The sequence below is a fragment of the Streptomyces sp. NPDC059477 genome, from assembly GCF_042749375.1.
GTDB lineage: Bacteria > Actinomycetota > Actinomycetes > Streptomycetales > Streptomycetaceae > Streptomyces.
On record NZ_JBHYUG010000013.1, the window covers coordinates 69,128 to 89,350 of the forward strand.

Genomic DNA, 20,223 nt, shown 5'->3' on the forward strand with positions numbered 1-20,223 from the left:
GGATGGTTCGGCCCGTCACCGTCGTCACCGGCGGCAGCCGGGGGATCGGCGCCGCCACCTGTCTGCGGCTCGCCGCCGACGGACATGACGTGGTGGTCGGGTACGTCCGTGACGAGCAGGCCGCGCAAGGGGTGGCCGACGGGGTACGGGCGGCCGGGCGGCGGGGTGTGACCGTACGGGTCGACACCTCGGTCGAGGGCGAGGTCGCGCGGCTGTTCGAGATCGCGGAGGCGCAGGCCGGGCCGGTCACCGGGCTGGTGAACAACGCGGCGGTGACCGGGCCGCTGGGACGTCTCGCGGACGCGGACCCGGCGGATCTGCGGCGGGTCGTGGACGTCAATCTGCTGGGCACGCTGCTGTGTTCGCGCCGCGCGGCCCAGCTGATGACCGGTCGGGGCGGCGGGGCGATCGTCAATGTGTCGTCCGCCGCCGCGACGATCGGCAGCCCCGGGGAGTATGTGCACTACGCGGCCACCAAAGCGGCCGTCGACGCGCTGACGCTGGGCCTGGCCAAGGAACTCGGGCCCGACGGGGTGCGGGTCAACGCCGTGGCGCCCGGGGTGATCGACACCGGGATGCACGCGGCGATGGGCGATCCCGGCCGGGCGGAGCGGATGGCGGCGACGACGCCGTTGCGCCGGCCCGGCGACCCCGGCGAGATCGCGGCGGCCATCGCCTGGCTGCTGTCCCCGGACGCCTCGTTCACGACCGGCGCGGTGCTGAGGGTGTCGGGGGGACGCTGAGCGGCATCCGAGGCGGAGTGCTGGGTGCCGTGTCCGGCGTCAGGCTTGGCCGCTGCTCAGCCGTTCGAACGCGGTCGGGGTGGGCCGGTGCGGCAGGAATTCCTTGATACGACGGGCGCAGGCCGCCGCATCCGTCGTACTGGTGTCGCATTCGATGTCGTAGACGCCGTGGGCGTGTACGTGGGGGAGCTGGCGGGCGGCGAGACCGGTCGGCCGGTCGCCGCGCAGGCGTTCACGGCGTTCCAGTTCCGGGAGCGGGCAGTGCACGCCGACGAGGACCACATCGCGCGGGGCGAAGAGGGCGAGGCAGTCCTCCAGCCGCCATTTCGCGCTGAGCACATGGTCCATGACCACGTGATTGCCGGCCGCGGCCATGCCCGCGACCGCGCGGTGGTAGCCACGCCAGGTGCGGTGCAGCAGCGTGTCCAACGCGTCGGGCGGCACCGGGACGGGGGAGCGCAGCGCGTGGAAGGCGTCCACGGGGAGATGGAAGTACGGCTCGTCCAGGATCCGCAGCAGCTCTGTGGCGATGGCTGATTTGCCCGAACTGGTGGTGCCGTTCAGGAAGATGATCAGGCCTTGGCGGGCCGGGGCGTCGGCGAGATGCTCCATGGCGTGGATCGTGTCATGGCAGGGCCGGTGCGGATGCCGCCGTCGATGCCGGTGATCACGCCGCTTCGACGATGTCGCCCCGCACCGCCGCCGCCCACTCGACCACCAGCAGCTCGTACTCCGCGCGCTCCTGGGTGGACAGAGAACCGCCCGCGCGCAGCCACAGCGCCCGGATCTTTTCGTTCACCTCGGCGGCGGACCGCGCGGAACCAAAGGGCACGGAATCTCGGAACATGCGGCAAGCCTAGGGGCAAGAACTGACACTGCGCTACCGGCCGGCTACGGCGATGGGCGGCAACTGGCCAGGATCGGCCCGCCGGTCCGGCCGCGCGTGCCCTGCCGACACCCGCGATGGCCAGCATGAAGATGACTACGCCGAGGGGGACGCGGGTCCGGGCGAACGGCATGAACGACATGGTGCGGGCGTGGGGGAACGTGAGTGCGAGGCTGCTTTGGGGCATCGTTGACGCCCAGTCCGGCTCAGCGATTCGAACGCCCCTACCACCGAGGGATGCCGCCAGATGATGACCCGTCCTCTCCTCCTCATCGACGTCGACGGCCCGCTCAACCCGTACGCCGCGAAGCCGTTCCGGCGGCCGGAGGGCTATCTGACCCATCGCATGCGCCCCACCGGCTGGGAGCAGTCGTGGCAGAAGCCGCTGCGGGTGTGGCTCAACCCGAGCCACGGTCCCGCCCTGCGGGCACTGCCCTTCGACCTGGTCTGGTGCACCACCTGGGCGGCGGAGGCCAACAAGTGGATAGCCCCGCAGATCGGCCTGGAGTCCCTGCCGGTCATCGAGTGGCCACAGGGCGCGGCCCGGGACCGGACGTCCGACGACCCCACGTTCTGGAAGACCCGGCACGTGGTGGCGTGGGCGCGGGGGCGGGCGTTCGCGTGGATCGACGACGACATCGATGACGTGGACCGGCGGTTCGTCGCCAACCACCACGACGCCCCGGCCCTCCTGCACCACGTGAGCCCACGACTCGGCCTGCTGAAGCCGGACTTCGAGACGCTGGCGTCGTGGGCGGCGGGGTTGTCCCCGACGGTCTGACCGGACGGTCGGGAAGCGCCATCGGCGGCCGGGCGCAGCTCGGGAGGCGCTCGGGAGCAGTGGCTCAGCCCGCCGATTCCGCCGCGTGCGGGCTCAGTGCACCTGCCAGGACCAGCACGATGATGACGATGCCGAGGGCTTCGAACCCACAGGCTGGACCTACCGGGTCGACGAAGAGTTCACCAACGCACCCGGCCGGGCGAGGAACATCAGCCTCCCGGCATCGTCAGCCTCGACGCCCCACCCGCCAGCCGCCAGATCCTCGCGGGCACCGGCAGATCGAGGGCAAGGCCGAGTCCGTCGCGGCACTCTGCGGCGGCGCCGTGCACACCCTCGACCCGACCACCGGCGTCGCGTCCCTCGGCGGCAAGACAAGAACGGCCTGACCGGCACACAGCCGGGGGGTTTCAAAGGGAGCGCCGGCGCTCCAGGGGTGGGCGAGTGGGCGGCAGGGAACGTTGTCCTAGACTCGGTCGGTTCCTGGCATTTGTGCACAGGGTCCGGATCTCCGGGCTCGTGGACGTGACGACCGTAGAGAGAAGGAAGAGCATGGCTATACCGCTCGCGTATTCGGCGTTCATCGCAGCCTTGAAGGGCGCGGGTCTGACGGTCATCGAGGAGAAGACCGACGGCAGGTCGCCCGCCCTGCACAACCGGAACAGCAAGGGCCCGTGGGGGCCGGTGCACGGGGTGATGATCCATCACACCGTGACCAAGGGCCACGACACCACCGTGTCCATCTGCCGCCAGGGCCATAGCTCCCTGCCGGGACCGCTGTGTCACGGGGTGATCTGCAAGGCCGGGCACATCCACGTGGTCGGCTACGGCCGGGCGAACCACGCGGGGCTCGGGGACGACGACGTCCTGAAGGCGGTCATCGCGGAGCAGGGTCTGCCCGCGGACAACGAGACGAACACCGACGGCAACCGGTACTTCTACGGCTTCGAGTGCGAGAACCTCGGCGACGGCAGGGACCCCTGGCCCGCCGTTCAACTCGACGCCATGGCCCGCGCGTCGGCCGCACTGTGCCGGAAGCACGACTGGGACGAGCGGTCGGTGATCGGGCACCTGGAGTGGCAGCCCGGGAAGATCGACCCGCGCGGCTTCACCATGGCGTCGATGCGCGAGCGGGTCGCCGGGCTGCTGGAGGGCAAGCCGAAGCCGCCCGCTCCGAAGCCGCGGCCGGTGCCGAAGAAGCCGGTCGTGGATCTGTCGCGGCTCGTCGCCGCTGCCAAGTCCAACCCGAAGGCCACGGGCACTCCCGTCACGTATGCCGGGGTGCGCACCGTGGAGGCCGCGCTCGTGAACGCCGGTCTGCTGGCCAAGACGTACGGCGACGGCCACTACGGCACAACGACCGTCGCCGCGTACGCCGCCTGGCAGCGCAAGCTCGGCTACTCCGGGACCGCGGCCGACGGCATACCCGGCATGACCTCCCTCAAGAAGCTCGGCGACAAGTACGGCTTCACCGTCGTCGCCTGACCCGAAAGGACCCGATCTCAGGTCCCGGCTCGGCCTGCCCGGATCCGGGACGTCACGAACCCGGCGTCGCCGGCGCGGGGCGTGCGATGTGAGGCGCGGCGGCTCGGTGGCCCCACCGCCGCGCCTTCCTCATCGTCGTCGGCCTCGGCTGGGCCGGGTACGGCGGACTCGGCATCGAACCGGCGGCCTGGCGGCAACACAGACCCGCCCCGGCTTTGCTGTGCAAAGAGCAGAGCGAAAGATCAACTGGGAGAGGGATGGGAGGTGATCATGGAAAGCATCTCCAAAGTGCCGCTGGAAACAGCTGAGAAGCAGCAATCTGCCGCTGGCCTCAACTGGCGGCCGAAGCCCTCTCTCAGCCCGCCGATTCCGCCGCGTGCGGGCTCAGTACACCTGCCATGACCAGGACGATGATGATGACGCCGAGGGCGATGCGGTACCAGACGAACGGCATGAAGGACTTGGTGCTGATGTACTTCATGAACCACGCGATGACGGCGTACCCCGTGGCGAAGGCGACGATCGTCGCGAAGATCGTCGGGCCCCAGGTCACATGCCCGCTGCTCATGGCGTCGTTGAGTTCGAACAGGCCCGAGGCCAGGACCGCCGGGATGGCGAGGAGGAAGGAGTAGCGGGCGGCGGCCTCGCGGTTGTAGCCCATGAAGAGGCCGCCGGTGATGGTCGCGCCGGAGCGGGAGACGCCGGGGATGAGGGCGCAGGCCTGGCAGAGGCCGAAGATCAGGCCGTCCTTGGCGTTGAGGTCCTGGAGGCCCTTGCGCTGCTTGGGGGCGCGGTGCCGGCCGCCCGTTTCGTCGCGGGCCGCGAGCCGGTCGGCGATGCCGATGATGATGCCGACGACGATCAGCATGGTCGCCGTGATCCGCAGATCACGGAACGGCCCCTCGATCTGGTCCTTGAGCGTCACGCCGAGCACGCCGATCGGGATCGAGCCGATGATCACCAGCCAGCCCATCTGGGCGTCGTGGTTCCGGCGCCATTCCTTGCTGTACAGCGAGCGGCACCAGGCGAGCACGATCCGCCCGATGTCCTTGCGGAAGTAGATCAGCACCGCGGCCTCCGTGCCGATCTGGGTGATCGCCGTGAAGGCGGCACCCGGGTCCTCCCAGCCGGAGAAGGCCGCGGTCAGCCGCAGATGCGCGCTGGAGGACACGGGGAGGAATTCGGTCAGCCCCTGGACGAGTCCGAGGATGAGTGATTCGAACCAAGACATGGAAGTTGGGAGTCCAAGTGCCGATCGTGAAACGGGCGACGGTCACACCGAGCACGGCCATGTGGGTGATCGGGTGTGGTGGAGGCAGCGTAGCGTCCCGTGCGCCCGCCCCCGACACAGGGGCTTCGTGGGTGGGAAGCGGGTGCGATCCGTGCGGGAGTTGGGTGTTGAGAGTCAGGGCCGGGGCCGGCGATGCCTATGCGGCGGTCGGGCCCGTCACCGTCCAGCCCGGGGACTGCGGGTGGGCCCTCAGGTCCTCGTGGCGGACCTGCTCCCCGCACGCCTGGCACACGATCCGCGGGACCAGTTCCTGGCCGCAGCTGTGCTCGATCACCATCGGGCGGTCGTCGTCCGGGCGGAGATGGCGGTCGCCCCAGGCCATCAGGGTCATCAGCACCGGTTCCAGTTCGAGCCCGGCCCGCGTCGGCCGGTACTCGAAGCGCTGCGGGCGCTCGCTGTAGACCTCCTTGGTGAGGATCCCGGCGTCCAGGAGGCGGCGCAGCCGGGTGGCGAGGATGTCGCGGGGGGCGCCGATGTTGCGCACGAGCTGGTCGAAGCGGCCGTTGCCGAGGCACACCTCCCGCAGGACGAGCAGCGAGTACTTCTCGCCGACCAGCGCCAGGGTGTCGGCGATCGAGCAGGGGCGAGCGTCTTTTCGGGCGGCCATGGGCCCAGTGTACTGAGGGTTTGATTTTCCAACCATCCGAGCTAGGGTGGGTTTGGATTTCCTACTCATTGGGGGTTGGGCTGGTCGAGGTGGCTGCCGGGTGATCGGGCCGCCCGCGCCCGTCGTGCCCCCGGCCGCCAAGGAGGCCGCTCCATGCGGGACGCAGTCGTCGTCGAAGCCGTACGCACCCCCATCGGCAAGGGCAGGCCGGGCGGCGCCCTCGCCCATGTGCACCCCGTCGAACTGCTCGCCCACACCCTGCGCACCCTCGTCGAGCGGTCCGGCGTCGACCCGGCGCTCATCGACGACGTCATCGGCGGGACCGTGGACCAGGTCGGCGAGCAGGCCATGAACACCACCCGGTACGCCGTCCTGTCGGCGGGCTTCCCCGAGACGGTCCCCGCGACCACCGTCGACCGCCAGTGCGGCTCCTCCCAGCAGGCCGTGCACTTCGCCGCCCAGGGCGTGCTGTCGGGCGCCTACGACATCGTCGTCGCCTGCGGCGTGGAGTCGATGAGCCGGGTGCCGATGTGGTCGAACGTCCCGCCCGGCGCCGACCCCTTCGGCCCCGGTGTGGCCGCCCGCTACCCCGAGGGACTGGTCCCGCAGGGCATCAGCGCCGAGCTGATCGCCGCGAAGTGGTCCCTCACCCGCGAGCGCCTGGACGCCTTCGCCTTCGCCTCGCACCACAAGGCCGCCACCGCCTGGGCCGCCGGCCGCTTCGACGCCGAGGTGACTCCGCTGGACGGTGTCACCCGCGACGAATCCGTCCGCCCCGGCACCACGCCCGAGACCCTCGCCGGGCTCCGGCCCGCCTACCACGACCCCGCCTTCGCCGCACGCTTCCCGCAGATCGAGTGGCACGTCACCGCGGGCAACGCCAGCCCCCTGAGCGACGGCGCCTCCGCCGTCCTGATCATGTCCGGCGAGACCGCCGCCCGGCTCGGCCTGCGTCCGCTCGCCCGGCTGCACAGCTTCGCCGTCACCGGCTCCGACCCGCTCCTGATGCTCACGGGCGTGATCCCGGCCACCGAGAAGGTGCTGCGCCGGGCCGGACTCGACCTCGCCGACATCGACCTGTTCGAGGTCAACGAGGCGTTCGCCAGTGTCGTACTGACCTGGCAGCAGGAGACCGGCGCCGATCTCGCCAAGGTCAATGTCAACGGCGGCGCCCTCGCCCTGGGCCACCCCCTGGGCGCCAGCGGCACCCGGCTGACCACCACGCTGGTCCACGCGATGCGCCGGCGCGGAGCGCGCTACGGCCTCCAGACCATGTGCGAGGCGGGCGGGCTGGCCAACGCGATGATCCTGGAGGCCGTCTAGAGCGAACAGCTCTAGGGAGCCTGTCTGTCGTCCGCCGCCGGGCAGACCGCCGCGCTGTCCTTCGCCGCCGGGCGGCCCCGCAGGTGGTGGCGCTTGCGCCAGGCCACCACCGCTCCGGCCAGGCCCGGTACGGCGATGCAGGCGAGGGCGATCAGGAAGGCGGGCGAGGTGGGGGTCGAGGCACGGGCCCCGGCGACCACGTACGCGGCCGTGTTCGGGATCGAGCCCAGCGCGGTCGCGAGCAGGAAGGGGAACCAGCCCACCCGGGAGACGGCGGCGCAGTAGTTCACCGCCCAGAAGGGCGTGCCCGGGAAGAGGCGTACCGCCAGCACCGAGCGGAAGCCGTGCCGGCTGAACTGACCGTCGACGGCGGTGAGCAGCCGCCCGCGCAGCAGGGGGCGCAGCGCGTCCTGCCCCAGGAACCGGCCGAGGGCGAAGGCGATCCCGGCGCCGATCACCGACCCGGCCACCGCCGTACCGATCCCGACCTGCGACCCGAACAACGCGCCCGCCGCCAGATTCAGCAGGGGGCGCGGTACGAACGCCACGGTGACGACGCCGTACGCCCCGGCGAAGACCAGCGCCGCCAGCAGACCGCCGAGCTGGGGTGGCCAGCCGTCCTGGAGCAGCCGCTGCGGCTCGAACAGCAGAACGGTCGACGCCGCCCCGGCGAGCAGCGCGACCAGCAGTGAGAACCGGGCCCACGGCGAGAGCAGCGCCCTCGTGCAGCGGGCGGTGAGTCCGGGGCGCGGGGGCACGGCACCGGCGGGGAGAGCAGCGGCGTGCGCGAGTGCGGAGGACGCGGCCTGGGGTGCGGCCGTGTCGGTGCCCCCAGAGCGGGTGGTGGCATCGAGCATTCGGCGACAGTATCCGACGGATAAGTGTGATCGCCGTATGGTTCGTCTCATGGGCGTCACAGAAAAGGAAACGGCCGGGGCGACGGCCGGGGTGCCGCACAGCGCGCTGGCCGACACCCTGCTGGCCCGGCTCACCACCGCCTACCCGGCCGCCGCCGACCCGGAACGGGCCGCGTCCATGCGCGCGTACATGAAGGACATCGCCCCCTTCCTCGGCCTGACCACCCCCGTCCGGCGGACCCTGTCCCGGACGGTCCTCGCCGGTACGCCCCGCCCCGGCGAGGCCGACTGCACGGCCGTCGCCCTGCGCTGCTGGGCACTGCCCGAGCGCGAGTACCAGTACTTCGCCGTCGACTACCTGCGCCGCCACACCGGCCGGTGCTCCTCCGCGTTCCTGCCGGTGACCCGGCGGCTCATCACCAGCGGCTCCTGGTGGGACACCGTCGATCTGCTCGCCGCGCATGTCGTGGGTGCCCTGGTGGCCGCCGATCCCGCGCTCACCGCCGACATGGACCGCTGGATCGCCGACGACGACCTCTGGGTCGCCCGCACCGCCCTGCTGCATCAGCTGCGCTACAAGGAACACACCGACGCCGACCGGCTCTTCGGCTACTGCCTGCGGCAGTCCGGGCATCCCGACTTCTTCATCCGCAAGGCCATCGGCTGGGCCCTGCGCGAGTACGCCAAGACCGACCCGGACGCCGTACGGGCCTTCCTCGCCCGGGAAAGCGGCCGGTTCGCGCCGCTGTCGGTGCGGGAGGCGCTGAAGAACGTGGGCGCGTAGGCAGGAGCAGGAGCCGCGCGGGTCCGGCGGCGCCCTGGGCCGCGAGGGCCCGTGGCGCCCAGGAGCCGTGCGGGGCCCGGGAAAATCGTTCGACGTGGCGCGGGCCGTCGGCGATGATCGGCGTCATGTTCCGGTACGCCTTCTTCCTCGCAGCATCCGCGGTCGCGGATGCCCCGAAGGCTGCCGTACCGGTCCTCCTGGCCGCAGTCGACGGCGCCCGAAGCTGACCCTCCCCGGATCGTCCGGCGGACCCCGCAGGGGGAGGGTCGGTGGGAATCCGGGGTCCCGTTGCTCCCTCATCAGGCTTCTCTCAGGCTTCGAGGAATCGTCATGTCCAAGACGGCGTACGTCCGCACCAAACCGCATCTCAACATCGGCACCATGGGCCATGTCGACCACGGCAAGACCACGCTCACCGCCGCCATCACCAAGGTGCTCGCCGAGCGCGGCTCCGGCACCTTCGTGCCCTTCGACCGCATCGACCGCGCCCCGGAGGAGGCCGCCCGCGGCATCACCATCAACATCGCGCACGTCGAGTACGAGACCGACACCCGGCACTACGCGCATGTCGACATGCCTGGTCACGCCGACTACATCAAAAATATGGTCACCGGCGCCGCCCAGCTCGACGGGGCGATCCTCGTCGTGTCCGCGCTCGACGGGATCATGCCGCAGACCGCCGAGCACGTCCTGCTCGCCCGGCAGGTCGGCGTCGACCACATCGTCGTCGCCCTGAACAAGGCCGACGCGGGCGACGAGGAACTGACCGACCTGGTCGAGCTGGAGGTCCGCGACCTGCTCACCCGCAACGGCTACCCGGGCGACGCGGTGCCCGTCGTACGGGTCTCCGGACTCAAGGCGCTGGAGGGCGACCCGCGCTGGGCGGCCTCCGTCGAGGCGCTGCTCGACGCGGTGGACACCTATGTGCCCATCCCCGAGCGGTATCTGGACGCGCCGTTCCTGCTACCCGTGGAGAACGTGCTCACCATCACCGGCCGGGGCACGGTCGTCACCGGCGCCGTCGAGCGCGGCACCATCCGGCTCGGCGACCGTATCGAGGTGCTCGGCGCCGGCGTCGAGTCCGTCGTCACCGGCCTGGAGACCTTCGGCAAGCCCATGGCGGAGGCGCAGGCCGGGGACAATGTGGCGCTGCTGCTGCGCGGGGTCGCGCGGGACGCGGTGCGGCGCGGGCATGTCGTCGCCGCGCCGGGCAGCGTGGTGCCCAGCCGGCGGTTCACCGCTCGGGTGTACGTGCTCTCGGCCCGCGAGGGCGGGCGCACGACGGCGGTCACCACCGGGTACCGGCCGCAGTTCTACATCCGCACGGCGGACGTGGTCGGGGATGTCGACCTCGGCGAGACCGCCGTCGCGGCGCCCGGCGACACGGTGACGATGACCGTGGAGCTGGGACGGGACGTACCGCTGGAGGCGGGGCTGGGCTTCGCCATCCGCGAGGGCGGGCGGACCGTGGGAGCGGGGACCGTGACCGCGCTGTTGTGAGGGCGCTTGGGGGCTGAGCGCGGCCTGGGCGCTGGGGACGGCTCCTCTCTGAGGGCGGCCGGGTTCGGCGGGCGGCTGGGTTCTCAGGGTGGCTGGGTTCTCAGGGTGGTAGGGGGTTGGGGGACTGCGGGGTGGCCGGTGGCCGGTCGCGTAGTCTCCCGCCCCGCCCGGCGTTGCCGGGATCGTGCCGGGCTCACAATGGACGGGTGGACGACGCCCTTCCCGTGGTGCGGGACACCGATCTCGGCAGTGCCCGGCTCATGCCCGACATAGACCGGCCCCGCGCCTGGCTCCTCACCGTCGACGGGGCTCCGCAGTCCTATGTCGATCTCGACGAGCCGACGTATCTGGAGTTCGAGTACGCGCGGCGGCTCGGGCATGTGCTGGATGTGCTGGACGCGCCGGGGCGGCCGTACGACGTGGTGCATCTCGGCGGGGGCGCGCTCACCCTGCCCCGCTATCTGGCGGCGACCCGGCCCGGCAGCCGCCAGCAGGTGGTGGAGGCCGACCGGGGGCTGCTGGCGATGGTGGCCGAGCATCTGCCGCTCCCCAAGGACGCCGGTATCACCCTCCACGCGGCCGACGCCCGCGCCTGGCTGGAGAACGCCCCCGGCGGATCGGCCGAGGTGCTCGTCGCCGATGTCTTCGGCGGGTCGCGGGTGCCCGCGCATCTGACGTCCGTCGAGTACGCCCGTGAGGTCGCCCGGGTGCTCACCGATCGCGGGGTCTATCTCGCCAATCTCGCGGACGTGGCGCCCTTCGCCTTTCTGCGGTCGCAACTCGCCACGTTCGGCACGCTGTTCACGGAGCTGGCGCTGATCGCCGAGCCGGGGGTGCTGCGCGGGCGGCGCTTCGGGAACGCCGTGTTCGTCGCCTCCCACCAGCCCGTCGACACGGCGGCGCTGGCCCGGCGCACGGCCGCCGACGCCTTTCCGGCCCGGGTCCAGCACGGCGACGCGGTACGGGACTTCATCGGCGCCGCGCGGCCCGTCGGGGACGCGGACGCCGTACCGTCACCCGTGCCGCCGGACGGGGCCTTCGGGGTCGGTTGAGTCCGGGGAGCCTTCGGGGGTCTCCGGTGTCATCGTGGCGGTCGCCGGTTCACTGCCGGATGGTGTCTTCGTGGCGGTCACCGGTTCGCTCCCGGAGGGTGTCTTCGCGGCAGCCACCGACTCGCTGCCGACCGGTGTCTTCGACGTGGTCACCGGCTCGCTGCGGCGGCGCAGATTCCGTACGTCCGGTACGCACAGGACCAGGGCCGTGACCATCACGACCAGGGCCGCGCTGCCCCACAGGGCCCCCGATCTGCCGAAGGCCGACTCGGCGGGGCCGGTCAGCGCGGTCGCCAGCGGCACCAGGGAGACCGAGCCGAACCAGTCGTAGGCCGCGACCCGGGAGAGCTTGTGCTCCGGGATCTCCTGGTGGAGCGCGGTCATCCACGAAACGCCGAAGATCTCCAGCGTGACGCCGGTCAGGAACATCGCCGCGCACAGCACCTCCACCGACGTCGGCACGGCGAGCGCCGCCGCGGGCAGGGCCAGCGGGAAGACGCCGAGGGTACCGGCGAGCAGCAGCCGACGGGGTTTCCAGCGGGTCATCAGCAGCGCCCCGGCGACCGTTCCCGCGCCGAAGAAGCCGAGCGCCAGACCCCAGGGACCGGCCCCGCCCAGATGGTCACGTGCGACCAGCGGGCCGTAGACCGCGTCGGCGGCGGCGATCACCCCGTTCGCGATCGAGAACTGGACGACGACGGTCCACAGCCAGGGCCGTCCGCTGAACTCCTGCCAGCCCTCGCGCAGATCGGACAGCAGCCCGCCGCCCGGCTCGCGCTTCGGGATATGGCTGACGTCCAGGAACCAGCGCAGCGCCCCGGCGAGCGCGAACGCCGCCGCGTCCGCCGCCAGTACCCAGCCCGGCCCGAGCACGGCGACCATCGCGCCGCCGAGCGCGGCCCCGCCGAGCGCCGCCCCCTGCATCGCCATCCGGAACATCGCGAACGCCCGGCTGGCGTGCTGGGCGTCCACGCTGGACAGCAGCATGCCCTCGGCCGCCGGGCTGAAGAACGCCTGGCCGGTGCCGCCGAGCGCGGACAGCAGCATCATGTGCCACAACTGGGCGTGCCCGGTGAGCACCATCAGCGCGAACAGCCCCTGCGAGACACAGTTCAGGGTGTTCGCCGTGACCATCACCCGGTGCCGCGGCAGCCGGTCCGCGAGCGCGCCGCCGACCAGCAGGAACAGCACCAGCGGCAGGGTACGCGCGGCGGCCACCAGCCCCACGTCACCACCGTCGCCGCCCGACTCCAGCACGGCGAACGCGGCGGCGATCAGCGCGCCGTTGCTGCCGAGGCTGGTGATGAACGCCGCGCCGGTGAGGAGGCTGTAGTTGCGGCCGGCCCAGGCGGGCCGGTTCGGGCGGCGGGGGAGGGCGCGGGAGAACGGCGGGTGACGGGTGGGGGGCTTCTTCACGGGCCGACTATCGCTGGCCCGGCCCTCGCTTGCCAAACCTCTTGTCGGACTGGCGGACTGTCGGACTGGCGGAGTGTCAGCGTGTCGGCCCGTGCGGGCGGGTCAGCCGCCCGTCGGTTCGCCGTGCAGCCGCACGGTCTTGAGGATCTGGAGGACGGTGTCGTCCGGGATCTCGTCCTGCACGCCCTTGGCGCCGTAGAAGTTCCAGGAGACGAAGTCGTTGCTGGAGTTCTTGAAGCCGAAGGTGAGCGCCTTGCCGTCGCTGGCGCACTTGCCCGTCTGCGGGGTGTTCGTGGAGCGCGCCCAGGCGATGGAGCCCTTGATGCCGGAGTCGGTGCTGAAGGCCTCGGCCTTCTCGGGGCTCTGCACGCTCTTGCGGTCGGGCTGGGTGTAGCCGCCGTACACCCACCAGGACACGTTGTTGATCGCGACCTCATCGGTGTTCTTCGCGCCGTCCGCGCCCTTGGTGCCGACCGCGCCGAGCGAGGTGTCCTCGGTGTTGCCGTCCTTGTTCTCGTCGCTCGTGCACCACTTGGACTTGTAGAGCGCGGTGGCGGACATGGTGATGAGCGGCTTCGGATCGTCCGAGTCCGACTCCTCGAAGCCGATGGCCAGCGTCGGCGACTGCACCTCCCAGTCCGCCGGGACGTCGAAGGCGATGCCCCACTTCGGGTTCACCACGACCTTCCAGCCGGGCACGGTCGGCTCCTCGGTCTCGTTGCCGCGCGGGTTCTCCGCGGCGCTGCTCGGGGACCCGGGCGACCCGGGTGACTCGGGTGCCTCCACGGTCGTGGACAGACTGGGCTTGGGGTCCGCGGAGTCGTTCGTGCCGTCGCCGTCGCCGTCGCCGCCCAGCACCAGATAGCCGGTGACCCCGGCCGCGATCACCACGGCCGTGGCCGCGACGATGGCGACCAGCTTGGTCCGGTTCCCGCCACCGCCGCCCGACGGCGGCTGCGGACCGCTCACCGGCGTGGGCACGGTCCACTGCGCCTGCTGCTGTGCATAGGAGGTTTGCTGATAACCAGGCTGCTGATAACCAGGCTGCTGATACGGATTCGGCTGCTGGTACCCCGGCTGCTGGTACGGGTTGTGCTGCTGCGGGTGGTTCTCCTGCGGGTTCTGCTCGCCCCCGGGCGGCTGCTGTCCTGGCCACATGTGCCGTAACCCTAGTGCGGGGCGGGACACGATGAGGTCACCGGCCTTTGTCAGGAAGGTACCGATGCCAGGAACGCGCCTGAGCGGCACCCGATCGCTACCCATGGGTAACATCAAGTCATGAGCGCAGATCAGATGTCGATCGGCGAGTTGCTCGCCGCCACCGTGCCGATGGTTCGCACCCTGAACCTGGCCTACCTGGAGACCACCCCGGAGAAGGCGGTGCTTCTCCTCCCGGACCAGGAGGAGTACCGCAATCATGTCGGCGGACCGCACGCGGGCGCGATGTTCACGCTCGGCGAGTCCGCCAGCGGCGCCCTCGTCCTGGCCGCCTTCGGCGACCAACTCGCGCGGGCCGTGCCGCTGCCCGTGCACGCGGAGATCGACTTCAGGAAGATCGCCCGAGGTCCGGTCACGGCCACCGCCACCCTCGGGCGCCCGATCGCCGAGATCGTCGCCGAGCTGGACGGGGGCGGGCGCCCGGAGTTCCCGGTCGTCGTCGCCATCCGACGCGAGGACGGTGCCGTCACGACGGAGATGACGGTGGTCTGGACGTTGCGGCCCAATAGCTGAAGATGCGGTGGGTCGGGCGGCTTTCGGGGTGGGGCACCGTGGCAGACGGCGCGGAGTGCCTCCAGGCGCGCGGATGCCGTCACCGGTGGTGTCGGGAAGGCGGCGGGGCTCGCGTGGAGCCGCAGTCCGGGCCGGGCGCGTGGACCCGGCCCCCTGTCTCCCCTCTCTTGCCCCCTTCCCTCCTTCCCTCCTTCCCCCTTCACCCCCCTCGCCCGCCGCGCCGAAGCCCTGCCTGATGGTTCGTCACGGTCCGCTGTCGCACAGTGAGATCATGACCGACACCGTTCCCCGTCGAGCCGTCCTGCGTCTGCTGGGCGGTGCCGTCGCCGTCGCCGCGGCGGCCACCAGCGGAATCGCCCCCGCCGCGCACGCGGTCGCGGCGGCCCGGACCGGTACGGCCCGGACCGGCACGGCCGGAGTCGATCACCGCCTCGGGCAACTCCTCGCCCGGCTCACCCTCGATGAGAAGCTCTCCCTGCTGCACGGGGCCATCGACCCCGCCCCGCTCGGCCAGGCGGGCTACGTCCCAGGGGTGAAACGACTCGGCATCCCCCCGCTGCGGATGGCCCACGGCCCGGCCGGGGTCCGCGTCGCCCGGCACGCCACCGCGCTGCCCGCGCCCGTGCTGCTGGCTGCCGCCTTCGACCCGGCGCTCGCTCGCCGCTACGGGCAGGTCATCGGCCGTGAGGGCCGCGCCCTCGGCCAGGACGTGCTGCTGTCGCCGATGGTCAACCTGGTCCGGACGCCGTACGGGGGCCGCAACTTCGAGACGTTCGGGGAGGATCCGCTGCTCAGCGCCGATCTCGTCGCCGCCGAGATCCAGGGCGTCCAGGACGAGGGCCTGATCACGGCCGTCAAGCATTTGGCGCTGAACAGCCAGGACAGTCAGGACAGTCAGGGCAATCGGGATGGTCGGGGCAGCCAGGGCGGCCAGGGCGGCCGGGACAGCCGGGACAACCAGGAAAAGGACCGCATGTCCATCGACGTGCGGGTCGACGAACGCACCCTGCACGAGGTCGAACTGCGCGCCTTCGAGGCCGCCGTGAGGGCCGGTACCGGCGCGGTCATGGGCGCGTACCACAAGGTCAACGGCACCTTGGCCTGCGAGAACGAGACCCTGCTCACCGGCATTCTGCGCGACCGGTGGGGCTTCGACGGCTGGGTGCTGACCGACTGGAACGCCGCTCGCAGCACCGTCGAGGCGATCACGGCGGGCCTCGACATGGAGATGCCGGACGGCAGGTACTTCGGCACGGCCCTGCGGACGGCGGTCCGCGACGGGAGCGTGCCGGAGTGGTATGTCGACAGATCGGTACGCCGGATCCTCGCCGTCATGGACCGCTTCGGCCTGCTCGACGGCAGCGCCCCACCACGCCCCGAGCGCGACCCCGAGGCGGGCGCGGCCGTCGCCCTGGAGGTCGCCAAGGCGGGCGCCACCCTGCTGCGCAACGCGCACGGCACCCTCCCGCTGGACGAGCACGCCGGAATCGCGGTGATCGGACCGTCCGCGTCCCTGCCCTTCGTCGGCGGCGGCAGCGCCCACGTCGTCCCCGACCGCGCCGACAGCCCGCTCGACACCATCACGTCCCGGTCCCGCGCGGGACACAGCACGAAGACGGACGGTACGAGGACAGGGGGTACGGGGGGTACGGGGGGTACGGAGACGGGGGGACCCGCCCCCCAAGTGACGTACGCCGTCGGCGAGGACCTCTTCGGCAGACGCATCCCCCCGGCCGCGTTCACCCCGGCCCTCGACGCCGAACACCGCAGCGTGGCCGCCGGAGAGACCTGGGCCTACGACGGCACGTTCACCCTCGACGCGTCCGACGAGTGGACGTTCGTCCTGCACTTCTCCGGCGATCCCGCCCGCCGCCCCCGGGTACGGCTCGACGGCGCGGAGCTCTTCCCGCAACTCCCGCACCACGGCGAGCACTTCATGGGCGGCCTGACCGGCACGGCCCCCGACGGACTCACCGTCCGCCGCGCCGCCCGCGAACTCGCCCCGGGCACCCACCGGCTGAGCATCACCGCCGAGGGCGGCGGCGCCGGGCTGGGCTTCCGGCTGCGCCGGATCACCGCCGGGACCCGGCGAGACGACGTGGCGGAGGCGGTACGTGTCGCGCGCGAGGCGGAACAGGTGGTGCTGTTCGCCTACGAGGACGCCACCGAGGGCCGGGACCGTACGACCCTCGCCCTGCCCGGCAATCAGGCCCGGCTCATCGAGGCGGTGACCGCCGCCAACCCGCGGACCACCGTCGTCCTCAACACCTCGTCCGCCATCGCGATGCCCTGGCTGGACCGCACCGGCGCGGTCCTCCAGATGTACTACCCCGGTCAGGAGGGTGCCGCCGCCACGGCCGCCGTGCTCTTCGGCGACTGCGACCCCGGCGGTCGGCTCACCCAGACCTTCCCGGCCGACGACGACCACCACCCGGTCGCCTCCGACGCCCACCGCCACCCGGGGCAGGTCGGCGTCCAGGAGTACTCGGAGGGCGTCCACATCGGCCACCGCTGGTACGACGCCCAGGGCGTGCGCCCGCTGTTCCCGTTCGGGCACGGGATGTCGTACACCTCCTTCTCCTACGGCGGACTCCGCGCGCGCCGCACCCGGCAGGGCGTGGCGGTCACCTTCCTCGTGCGCAACACGGGCGGCCGTACGGGGGTCGCGGTACCTCAGGTGTACCTCGGGCCCTCGCCGGACGTGCCGCTGGACCAGCCGGTGCGGGTGCTGGCCGGATACCGGCGGCTGACGCTGCGGCCGGGCGAGCGCCGGGAGGTCACCGTCGGCATCGGCGACCGCACGCTGTCGTCCTGGCATCCCGAGCACCAGGACTGGGTGCTGGGCACCGGGCGACGGACGCTGTGGGTCGGGGCGTCCTCGGGGGAGCTGGGGCTGCGGACGGCGGTGGAGGTGACCAGGTGGGAGGGGTGAGGCGCTACCCGCTACCCCTCATGCACCTCCCGGTGCGCCTTCCCCAGCTCCACGTAATGCGTGCCGTTCAGCGTCAGCCCCTGCCGCTCCTCCTCGCTCAGCTCCCGGCGGACCTTGGCCGGGACACCCGCGACCAGCGACCCCGGCGGGATCCGCATCCCCTGCGGCACCAGGGCCTGCGCGGCGACGAGCGACCCCTCGCCGACGACCGCCCCGTTGAGGACGGTCGCGCCCATGCCGATCAGACAGTCGTCCTCGACGGTCGCCCCGTGCACCACCGCGTTGTGCCCGATGGACACCCGCTCGCCTATGGTCACCGGGAACCCGGGATCGGCGTGGAGGGTGCAGTTGTCCTGCACATTGCTGTCGGCGCCCACGGAGATCCGCTCCGCGTCGCCCCGCAGCACCGCCCCGTACCAGACACTCGCCCCCGCCCGGATGGTCACGTCCCCGATCACCGTGGACGTCGGCGCCACGAAGGCCGTCGGATCGATCGCGGGTTCCTTGCCGCCCATGCCCGTGACCAGCGCCTGCCGCGTCATACCGTCTCCCCGAAGAACACCAGAACCTCCAGAACCTTCCAGAACCACCAGTGCCGCCAGAACCACCAGAGCCGCCAGAGCTGTCAGAACCACCAGAGCTGTCAGAGCCGCTGTGCGAACGTCACCGCTCGCACCGTACGTCACCCGGTAGGGCGAACATCACAGCTCATCGGCACCCAGCGCGACGCTTCCGCTGAGTAACGTGAACGCGTGCCTACGCGCAAGAACACGTTCTCGTCCTGGCGGCGCCGGATGACGCAGCGCGCGGTCCACGCGGGCTGGGCCTGGGTGCAGCGCACGGGCTCCATCACGGCCGAGCGGCCGGGCCGCTTCCTCTTCGCCGCGATGGGAACGGGTACCAGACTGGCCTTCCCGCTCGGCACGGTCTTCGGCGAGCCATGGATCCAGGTCGGCGCCCATTGCATCGTGGGCGAACAGGTCACCCTGACCGCCGGTCTGATGCCCGATCTCGACCTCGGCCCCGAACCGATCCTGCGCATCGGCGATGGCGTGGTGCTGGGCCGTGGCAGCCATGTCATCGCGGACACGACCGTCACCATCGGCAGCGACTGCTACTTCGGCCCGTACGTCTACGTCACCTCCACCAACCACTCGTACGACGATCCGCACCAGCCCATCGGCAAGCAGTGGCCCCGCATGGAACCGGTGGAGATCGGCCCCGGCTGCTGGATCGGGACCGGCGCGGTCATCCTGCCCGGCGCCCGGATCGGGCGGAACGTGGTGGTCGCCGCCGGTGCGGTGGTGCGCGGCACGGTCCCCGACCACGCGGTGGTGGCGGGCGCGCCCGCCCGGGTCGTACGCCGCTGGACCCCCGGCGAGGGCTGGCAGCCGCCGCTGCGGACCCCGGCGCCCGTGCCGATCCCGGACGGGGTGACGCCGGAGCAGTTGCTGGCCCTCGCCCGTCTGACCCAACTCGACGCCGACTGAGTCCCCACCGAGTCGCGGGCTCGCCCCCGGGCCACTGCCGTGGTCCTCGCGCAGTACAGTTCGGTGAACGACCGGGTGCATCACAGTTGTCCACGACGGTGATCCCAGACGGTGAGCCAAAACAATGATCCAAGACAATGGCCTAGATGTTGGACGGAATGTGTCGGACCTCGAACTGCTGACCCAGTCCCTGGCGCGCAATGTGAAGCACTGGCGCGCGGTGCGTGGCTTCACCCTCGATGTGCTCGCCGCCCGCTCGGGCGTCAGCCGGGGCATGCTCATCCAGATCGAGCAGGCCCGCACCAACCCCAGCCTCGGCACGGTCGTGAAGATCGGCGACGCGCTCGGCACCAGCATCACCACCCTGCTCGACTACGAACAGGGCCCCAAGGTCCGGATCGTCCCCGCCGACCAGGCCGTCCGGCTCTGGCACACCGACGCCGGCAGCTACAACCTGCTGCTCGCCGGCACCGAGGCCCCCGGCCCGCTGGAACTGTGGGAGTGGCGGCTGCTGCCCGGCGAGTCCAGCACCTCCGACCCGCACCCCACCGGCACGGCCGAACTGCTCCACGTCACCGAGGGCGAACTGACCCTCACCGTCGACGGCACGGAGTACCGGGTCCCGGCCGGAGCCAGCGCCGCCTTCGAGGCCAACGCCGCCCACACGTACAGCAACGAGGGCGACGTACCGATGCGGCTGATGATGGCCGTCTCCGTACCACCCGTGCACTGAGACCACCCCTCCCGGCGTCCCGACGGGCGTTTGTTACGGTGCCGTGATGCGCGCACCTATCGGACACTTCGACCAGGCCACCCCCGCCCCCGACTGCCTCGACGAGCTGATCGCCCCCGTCGCCGACGCCGTGCGCGGCTGGAGCGGCAGCGTCCCGGCCGACCAGATCGTCTACGTCGAGACCGACCCGCAGTGGGCCGACACCGCCGTCTTCGTGGAGCACTACGGGCGGGAACTGCTCGAACAGTCCGCGAACTGCGTGGTCGTCGCCGGGAAGCGGGGCGGCGAGACGACCCTCGCGGCCTGTGTCGTCCTCTCCACCACCCGTGTCGACGTCAACGGCGCCGTCCGCCGCCGCCTCGGCGCCCGCAAGGCGTCCTTCGCCTCGATGGACACCGCGACCGGCGAGACCGGCATGGAGTACGGCGGCATCACCCCGGTCGGCCTGCCCGCCGACTGGCCGGTGCTCGTCGACTCCGCCGTCCTCGACCTGCCGTACGTCCTCGTCGGCAGCGGACGCCGACGCGGCAAGCTCCTGGTCCCGGGCAAGGCGTTCGCCGAACTGCCGGGCGCGGTGGTGGTGGAGGGGCTGGGCGTCGCCGCCTGAGGTTCCCG

At 71.7% G+C, this 20,223-nt stretch carries 20 protein-coding genes and 1 pseudogene; 12 read left to right on the plus strand and 9 right to left on the minus strand.

The annotated features are described in order from the left end of the window. Positions 1 to 2 precede the first annotated feature (2 nt). A complete protein-coding gene (locus tag ACFXAZ_RS09620) occupies positions 3 to 743 on the plus strand; it encodes an SDR family NAD(P)-dependent oxidoreductase (protein ID WP_384587083.1) in 741 nt (246 codons plus the stop codon). A gap of 39 nt (positions 744 to 782) precedes the next feature. Here the strand turns inward: ACFXAZ_RS09620 and ACFXAZ_RS09625 are convergent, their stop codons facing one another. After that, a complete protein-coding gene (locus ACFXAZ_RS09625; protein ID WP_384587085.1) occupies positions 783 to 1,355 on the minus strand; it encodes a chloramphenicol phosphotransferase CPT family protein in 573 nt (190 codons plus the stop codon). Between the two features lie 55 nt (positions 1,356 to 1,410). Continuing rightward, positions 1,411 to 1,590 (minus strand): hypothetical protein, encoded by a 180-nt coding sequence (locus ACFXAZ_RS09630; RefSeq protein ID WP_384587087.1) that lies wholly within the window; start codon positions 1,588 to 1,590, stop codon positions 1,411 to 1,413. A 289-nt stretch (positions 1,591 to 1,879) separates the two neighbouring features. Between ACFXAZ_RS09630 and ACFXAZ_RS09635 the strand changes: the two genes are divergently transcribed. Next, positions 1,880 to 2,410 carry a hypothetical protein gene (locus ACFXAZ_RS09635; RefSeq protein ID WP_384587208.1) on the plus strand — a complete coding sequence of 177 codons (531 nt, stop codon included), beginning with the start codon at positions 1,880 to 1,882 and terminating at the stop codon, positions 2,408 to 2,410. Positions 2,411 to 2,474: 64 nt separating this feature from the next. Here ACFXAZ_RS09635 and ACFXAZ_RS09640 read toward each other — a convergent pair. Beyond that, positions 2,475 to 2,549 (minus strand): annotated as a pseudogene (locus tag ACFXAZ_RS09640) (UDP pyrophosphate phosphatase); the annotation flags it as partial. A gap of 410 nt (positions 2,550 to 2,959) precedes the next feature. On the opposite strand from ACFXAZ_RS09640, the gene ACFXAZ_RS09645 reads away from it, so the two are divergent. Beyond that, positions 2,960 to 3,892, plus strand: a complete 933-nt coding sequence (locus ACFXAZ_RS09645; RefSeq protein WP_384587089.1) for an N-acetylmuramoyl-L-alanine amidase — start codon at positions 2,960 to 2,962, stop codon at positions 3,890 to 3,892. Between the two features lie 355 nt (positions 3,893 to 4,247). On the opposite strand, the gene ACFXAZ_RS09650 is transcribed toward ACFXAZ_RS09645, so the two are convergent. Together ACFXAZ_RS09650 and ACFXAZ_RS09655 are read right to left on the minus strand one after the other, a co-directional pair. Continuing rightward, on the minus strand, positions 4,248 to 5,123 hold the full coding sequence (locus tag ACFXAZ_RS09650) for an undecaprenyl-diphosphate phosphatase (RefSeq protein ID WP_384587091.1): 876 nt from the start codon (positions 5,121 to 5,123) through the stop codon (positions 4,248 to 4,250). Between the two features lie 196 nt (positions 5,124 to 5,319). After that, complete coding sequence (locus ACFXAZ_RS09655) at positions 5,320 to 5,790, minus strand: winged helix-turn-helix transcriptional regulator (RefSeq protein WP_384587093.1); 471 nt, start codon at positions 5,788 to 5,790, stop codon at positions 5,320 to 5,322. A gap of 153 nt (positions 5,791 to 5,943) precedes the next feature. Here ACFXAZ_RS09655 and ACFXAZ_RS09660 point away from each other — a divergent pair, with 153 nt between their 5' ends. Continuing rightward, complete coding sequence (locus ACFXAZ_RS09660) at positions 5,944 to 7,113, plus strand: thiolase family protein (protein ID WP_384587095.1); 1,170 nt, start codon at positions 5,944 to 5,946, stop codon at positions 7,111 to 7,113. An 11-nt stretch (positions 7,114 to 7,124) separates the two neighbouring features. Here ACFXAZ_RS09660 and ACFXAZ_RS09665 read toward each other — a convergent pair whose 3' ends face one another. Continuing rightward, positions 7,125 to 7,970 carry a TVP38/TMEM64 family protein gene (locus ACFXAZ_RS09665; protein WP_384587097.1) on the minus strand — a complete coding sequence of 282 codons (846 nt, stop codon included), beginning with the start codon at positions 7,968 to 7,970 and terminating at the stop codon, positions 7,125 to 7,127. A gap of 49 nt (positions 7,971 to 8,019) precedes the next feature. Here ACFXAZ_RS09665 and ACFXAZ_RS09670 point away from each other — a divergent pair, with 49 nt between their 5' ends. The 3 genes from ACFXAZ_RS09670 to ACFXAZ_RS09680 all read left to right on the plus strand — a co-directional run bounded on the left by ACFXAZ_RS09670 (position 8,020) and on the right by ACFXAZ_RS09680 (position 11,306). Continuing rightward, positions 8,020 to 8,754 carry a DNA alkylation repair protein gene (locus ACFXAZ_RS09670; RefSeq protein ID WP_384587099.1) on the plus strand — a complete coding sequence of 245 codons (735 nt, stop codon included), beginning with the start codon at positions 8,020 to 8,022 and terminating at the stop codon, positions 8,752 to 8,754. A 330-nt stretch (positions 8,755 to 9,084) separates the two neighbouring features. Continuing rightward, positions 9,085 to 10,254: an elongation factor Tu gene (gene tuf, locus ACFXAZ_RS09675; RefSeq protein WP_384587101.1), complete on the plus strand. Its 1,170-nt coding sequence runs from the start codon at positions 9,085 to 9,087 to the stop codon at positions 10,252 to 10,254. 206 nt (positions 10,255 to 10,460) lie between these two features. After that, positions 10,461 to 11,306, plus strand: coding sequence for a spermidine synthase (locus ACFXAZ_RS09680; protein ID WP_384587103.1), 846 nt, complete (start codon positions 10,461 to 10,463; stop codon positions 11,304 to 11,306). Here the strand turns inward: ACFXAZ_RS09680 and ACFXAZ_RS09685 are convergent. Further along, a complete protein-coding gene (locus ACFXAZ_RS09685; RefSeq protein ID WP_384587105.1) occupies positions 11,268 to 12,722 on the minus strand; it encodes an MFS transporter in 1,455 nt (484 codons plus the stop codon). The genes ACFXAZ_RS09680 and ACFXAZ_RS09685 overlap by 39 nt on opposite strands. A 102-nt stretch (positions 12,723 to 12,824) precedes the next feature. Next, the gene (locus ACFXAZ_RS09690; protein ID WP_384587107.1) at positions 12,825 to 13,880 is read right to left on the minus strand and encodes a hypothetical protein; all 1,056 of its coding nucleotides are present in this window, start codon (positions 13,878 to 13,880) and stop codon (positions 12,825 to 12,827) included. A gap of 135 nt (positions 13,881 to 14,015) precedes the next feature. Between ACFXAZ_RS09690 and ACFXAZ_RS09695 the strand changes: the two genes are divergently transcribed. Further along, a complete protein-coding gene (locus ACFXAZ_RS09695) occupies positions 14,016 to 14,453 on the plus strand; it encodes a DUF4442 domain-containing protein (protein ID WP_384587210.1) in 438 nt (145 codons plus the stop codon). 271 nt (positions 14,454 to 14,724) lie between these two features. Further along, the gene (locus tag ACFXAZ_RS09700; RefSeq protein ID WP_384587109.1) at positions 14,725 to 17,385 is read left to right on the plus strand and encodes a beta-glucosidase; all 2,661 of its coding nucleotides are present in this window, start codon (positions 14,725 to 14,727) and stop codon (positions 17,383 to 17,385) included. An 11-nt stretch (positions 17,386 to 17,396) separates the two neighbouring features. Here the strand turns inward: ACFXAZ_RS09700 and ACFXAZ_RS09705 are convergent, their stop codons facing one another. Beyond that, complete coding sequence (locus tag ACFXAZ_RS09705; RefSeq protein ID WP_384587111.1) at positions 17,397 to 17,927, minus strand: gamma carbonic anhydrase family protein; 531 nt, start codon at positions 17,925 to 17,927, stop codon at positions 17,397 to 17,399. Between the two features lie 210 nt (positions 17,928 to 18,137). Between ACFXAZ_RS09705 and ACFXAZ_RS09710 the strand changes: the two genes are divergently transcribed. The 3 genes from ACFXAZ_RS09710 to ACFXAZ_RS09720 all read left to right on the plus strand — a co-directional run bounded on the left by ACFXAZ_RS09710 (position 18,138) and on the right by ACFXAZ_RS09720 (position 20,215). Next, entirely contained in the window at positions 18,138 to 18,875 is a 738-nt protein-coding gene (locus tag ACFXAZ_RS09710) for an acyltransferase (protein WP_384587113.1), read from the plus strand. Between the two features lie 160 nt (positions 18,876 to 19,035). After that, positions 19,036 to 19,608 (plus strand): helix-turn-helix domain-containing protein, encoded by a 573-nt coding sequence (locus ACFXAZ_RS09715; RefSeq protein WP_384587115.1) that lies wholly within the window; start codon positions 19,036 to 19,038, stop codon positions 19,606 to 19,608. A 46-nt stretch (positions 19,609 to 19,654) separates the two neighbouring features. Next, positions 19,655 to 20,215 (plus strand): YbaK/EbsC family protein, encoded by a 561-nt coding sequence (locus ACFXAZ_RS09720; protein ID WP_384587117.1) that lies wholly within the window; start codon positions 19,655 to 19,657, stop codon positions 20,213 to 20,215. Positions 20,216 to 20,223: the final 8 nt, after the last annotated feature.

Bases quoted from the DNA above. Each gene is read 5' to 3' on its own strand.
- ACFXAZ_RS09620 (WP_384587083.1), top strand. From the start codon at position 3: ATGGTTCGGCCCGTCACCGTCGTCACCGGCGGCAGCCGGGGGATCGGC.
- ACFXAZ_RS09625 (WP_384587085.1), bottom strand. From the start codon at position 1,355: ATGGAGCATCTCGCCGACGCCCCGGCCCGCCAAGGCCTGATCATCTTC.
- ACFXAZ_RS09630 (WP_384587087.1), bottom strand. From the start codon at position 1,590: ATGTTCCGAGATTCCGTGCCCTTTGGTTCCGCGCGGTCCGCCGCCGAG.
- ACFXAZ_RS09635 (WP_384587208.1), top strand. From the start codon at position 1,880: ATGACCCGTCCTCTCCTCCTCATCGACGTCGACGGCCCGCTCAACCCG.
- ACFXAZ_RS09645 (WP_384587089.1), top strand. From the start codon at position 2,960: ATGGCTATACCGCTCGCGTATTCGGCGTTCATCGCAGCCTTGAAGGGC.
- ACFXAZ_RS09650 (WP_384587091.1), bottom strand. From the start codon at position 5,123: ATGTCTTGGTTCGAATCACTCATCCTCGGACTCGTCCAGGGGCTGACC.
- ACFXAZ_RS09655 (WP_384587093.1), bottom strand. From the start codon at position 5,790: ATGGCCGCCCGAAAAGACGCTCGCCCCTGCTCGATCGCCGACACCCTG.
- ACFXAZ_RS09660 (WP_384587095.1), top strand. From the start codon at position 5,944: ATGCGGGACGCAGTCGTCGTCGAAGCCGTACGCACCCCCATCGGCAAG.
- ACFXAZ_RS09665 (WP_384587097.1), bottom strand. From the start codon at position 7,970: ATGCTCGATGCCACCACCCGCTCTGGGGGCACCGACACGGCCGCACCC.
- ACFXAZ_RS09670 (WP_384587099.1), top strand. From the start codon at position 8,020: ATGGGCGTCACAGAAAAGGAAACGGCCGGGGCGACGGCCGGGGTGCCG.
- tuf (WP_384587101.1), top strand. From the start codon at position 9,085: ATGTCCAAGACGGCGTACGTCCGCACCAAACCGCATCTCAACATCGGC.
- ACFXAZ_RS09690 (WP_384587107.1), bottom strand. From the start codon at position 13,880: ATGTGGCCAGGACAGCAGCCGCCCGGGGGCGAGCAGAACCCGCAGGAG.
- ACFXAZ_RS09695 (WP_384587210.1), top strand. From the start codon at position 14,016: ATGTCGATCGGCGAGTTGCTCGCCGCCACCGTGCCGATGGTTCGCACC.
- ACFXAZ_RS09700 (WP_384587109.1), top strand. From the start codon at position 14,725: ATGACCGACACCGTTCCCCGTCGAGCCGTCCTGCGTCTGCTGGGCGGT.
- ACFXAZ_RS09705 (WP_384587111.1), bottom strand. From the start codon at position 17,927: ATGACGCGGCAGGCGCTGGTCACGGGCATGGGCGGCAAGGAACCCGCG.
- ACFXAZ_RS09720 (WP_384587117.1), top strand. From the start codon at position 19,655: ATGCGCGCACCTATCGGACACTTCGACCAGGCCACCCCCGCCCCCGAC.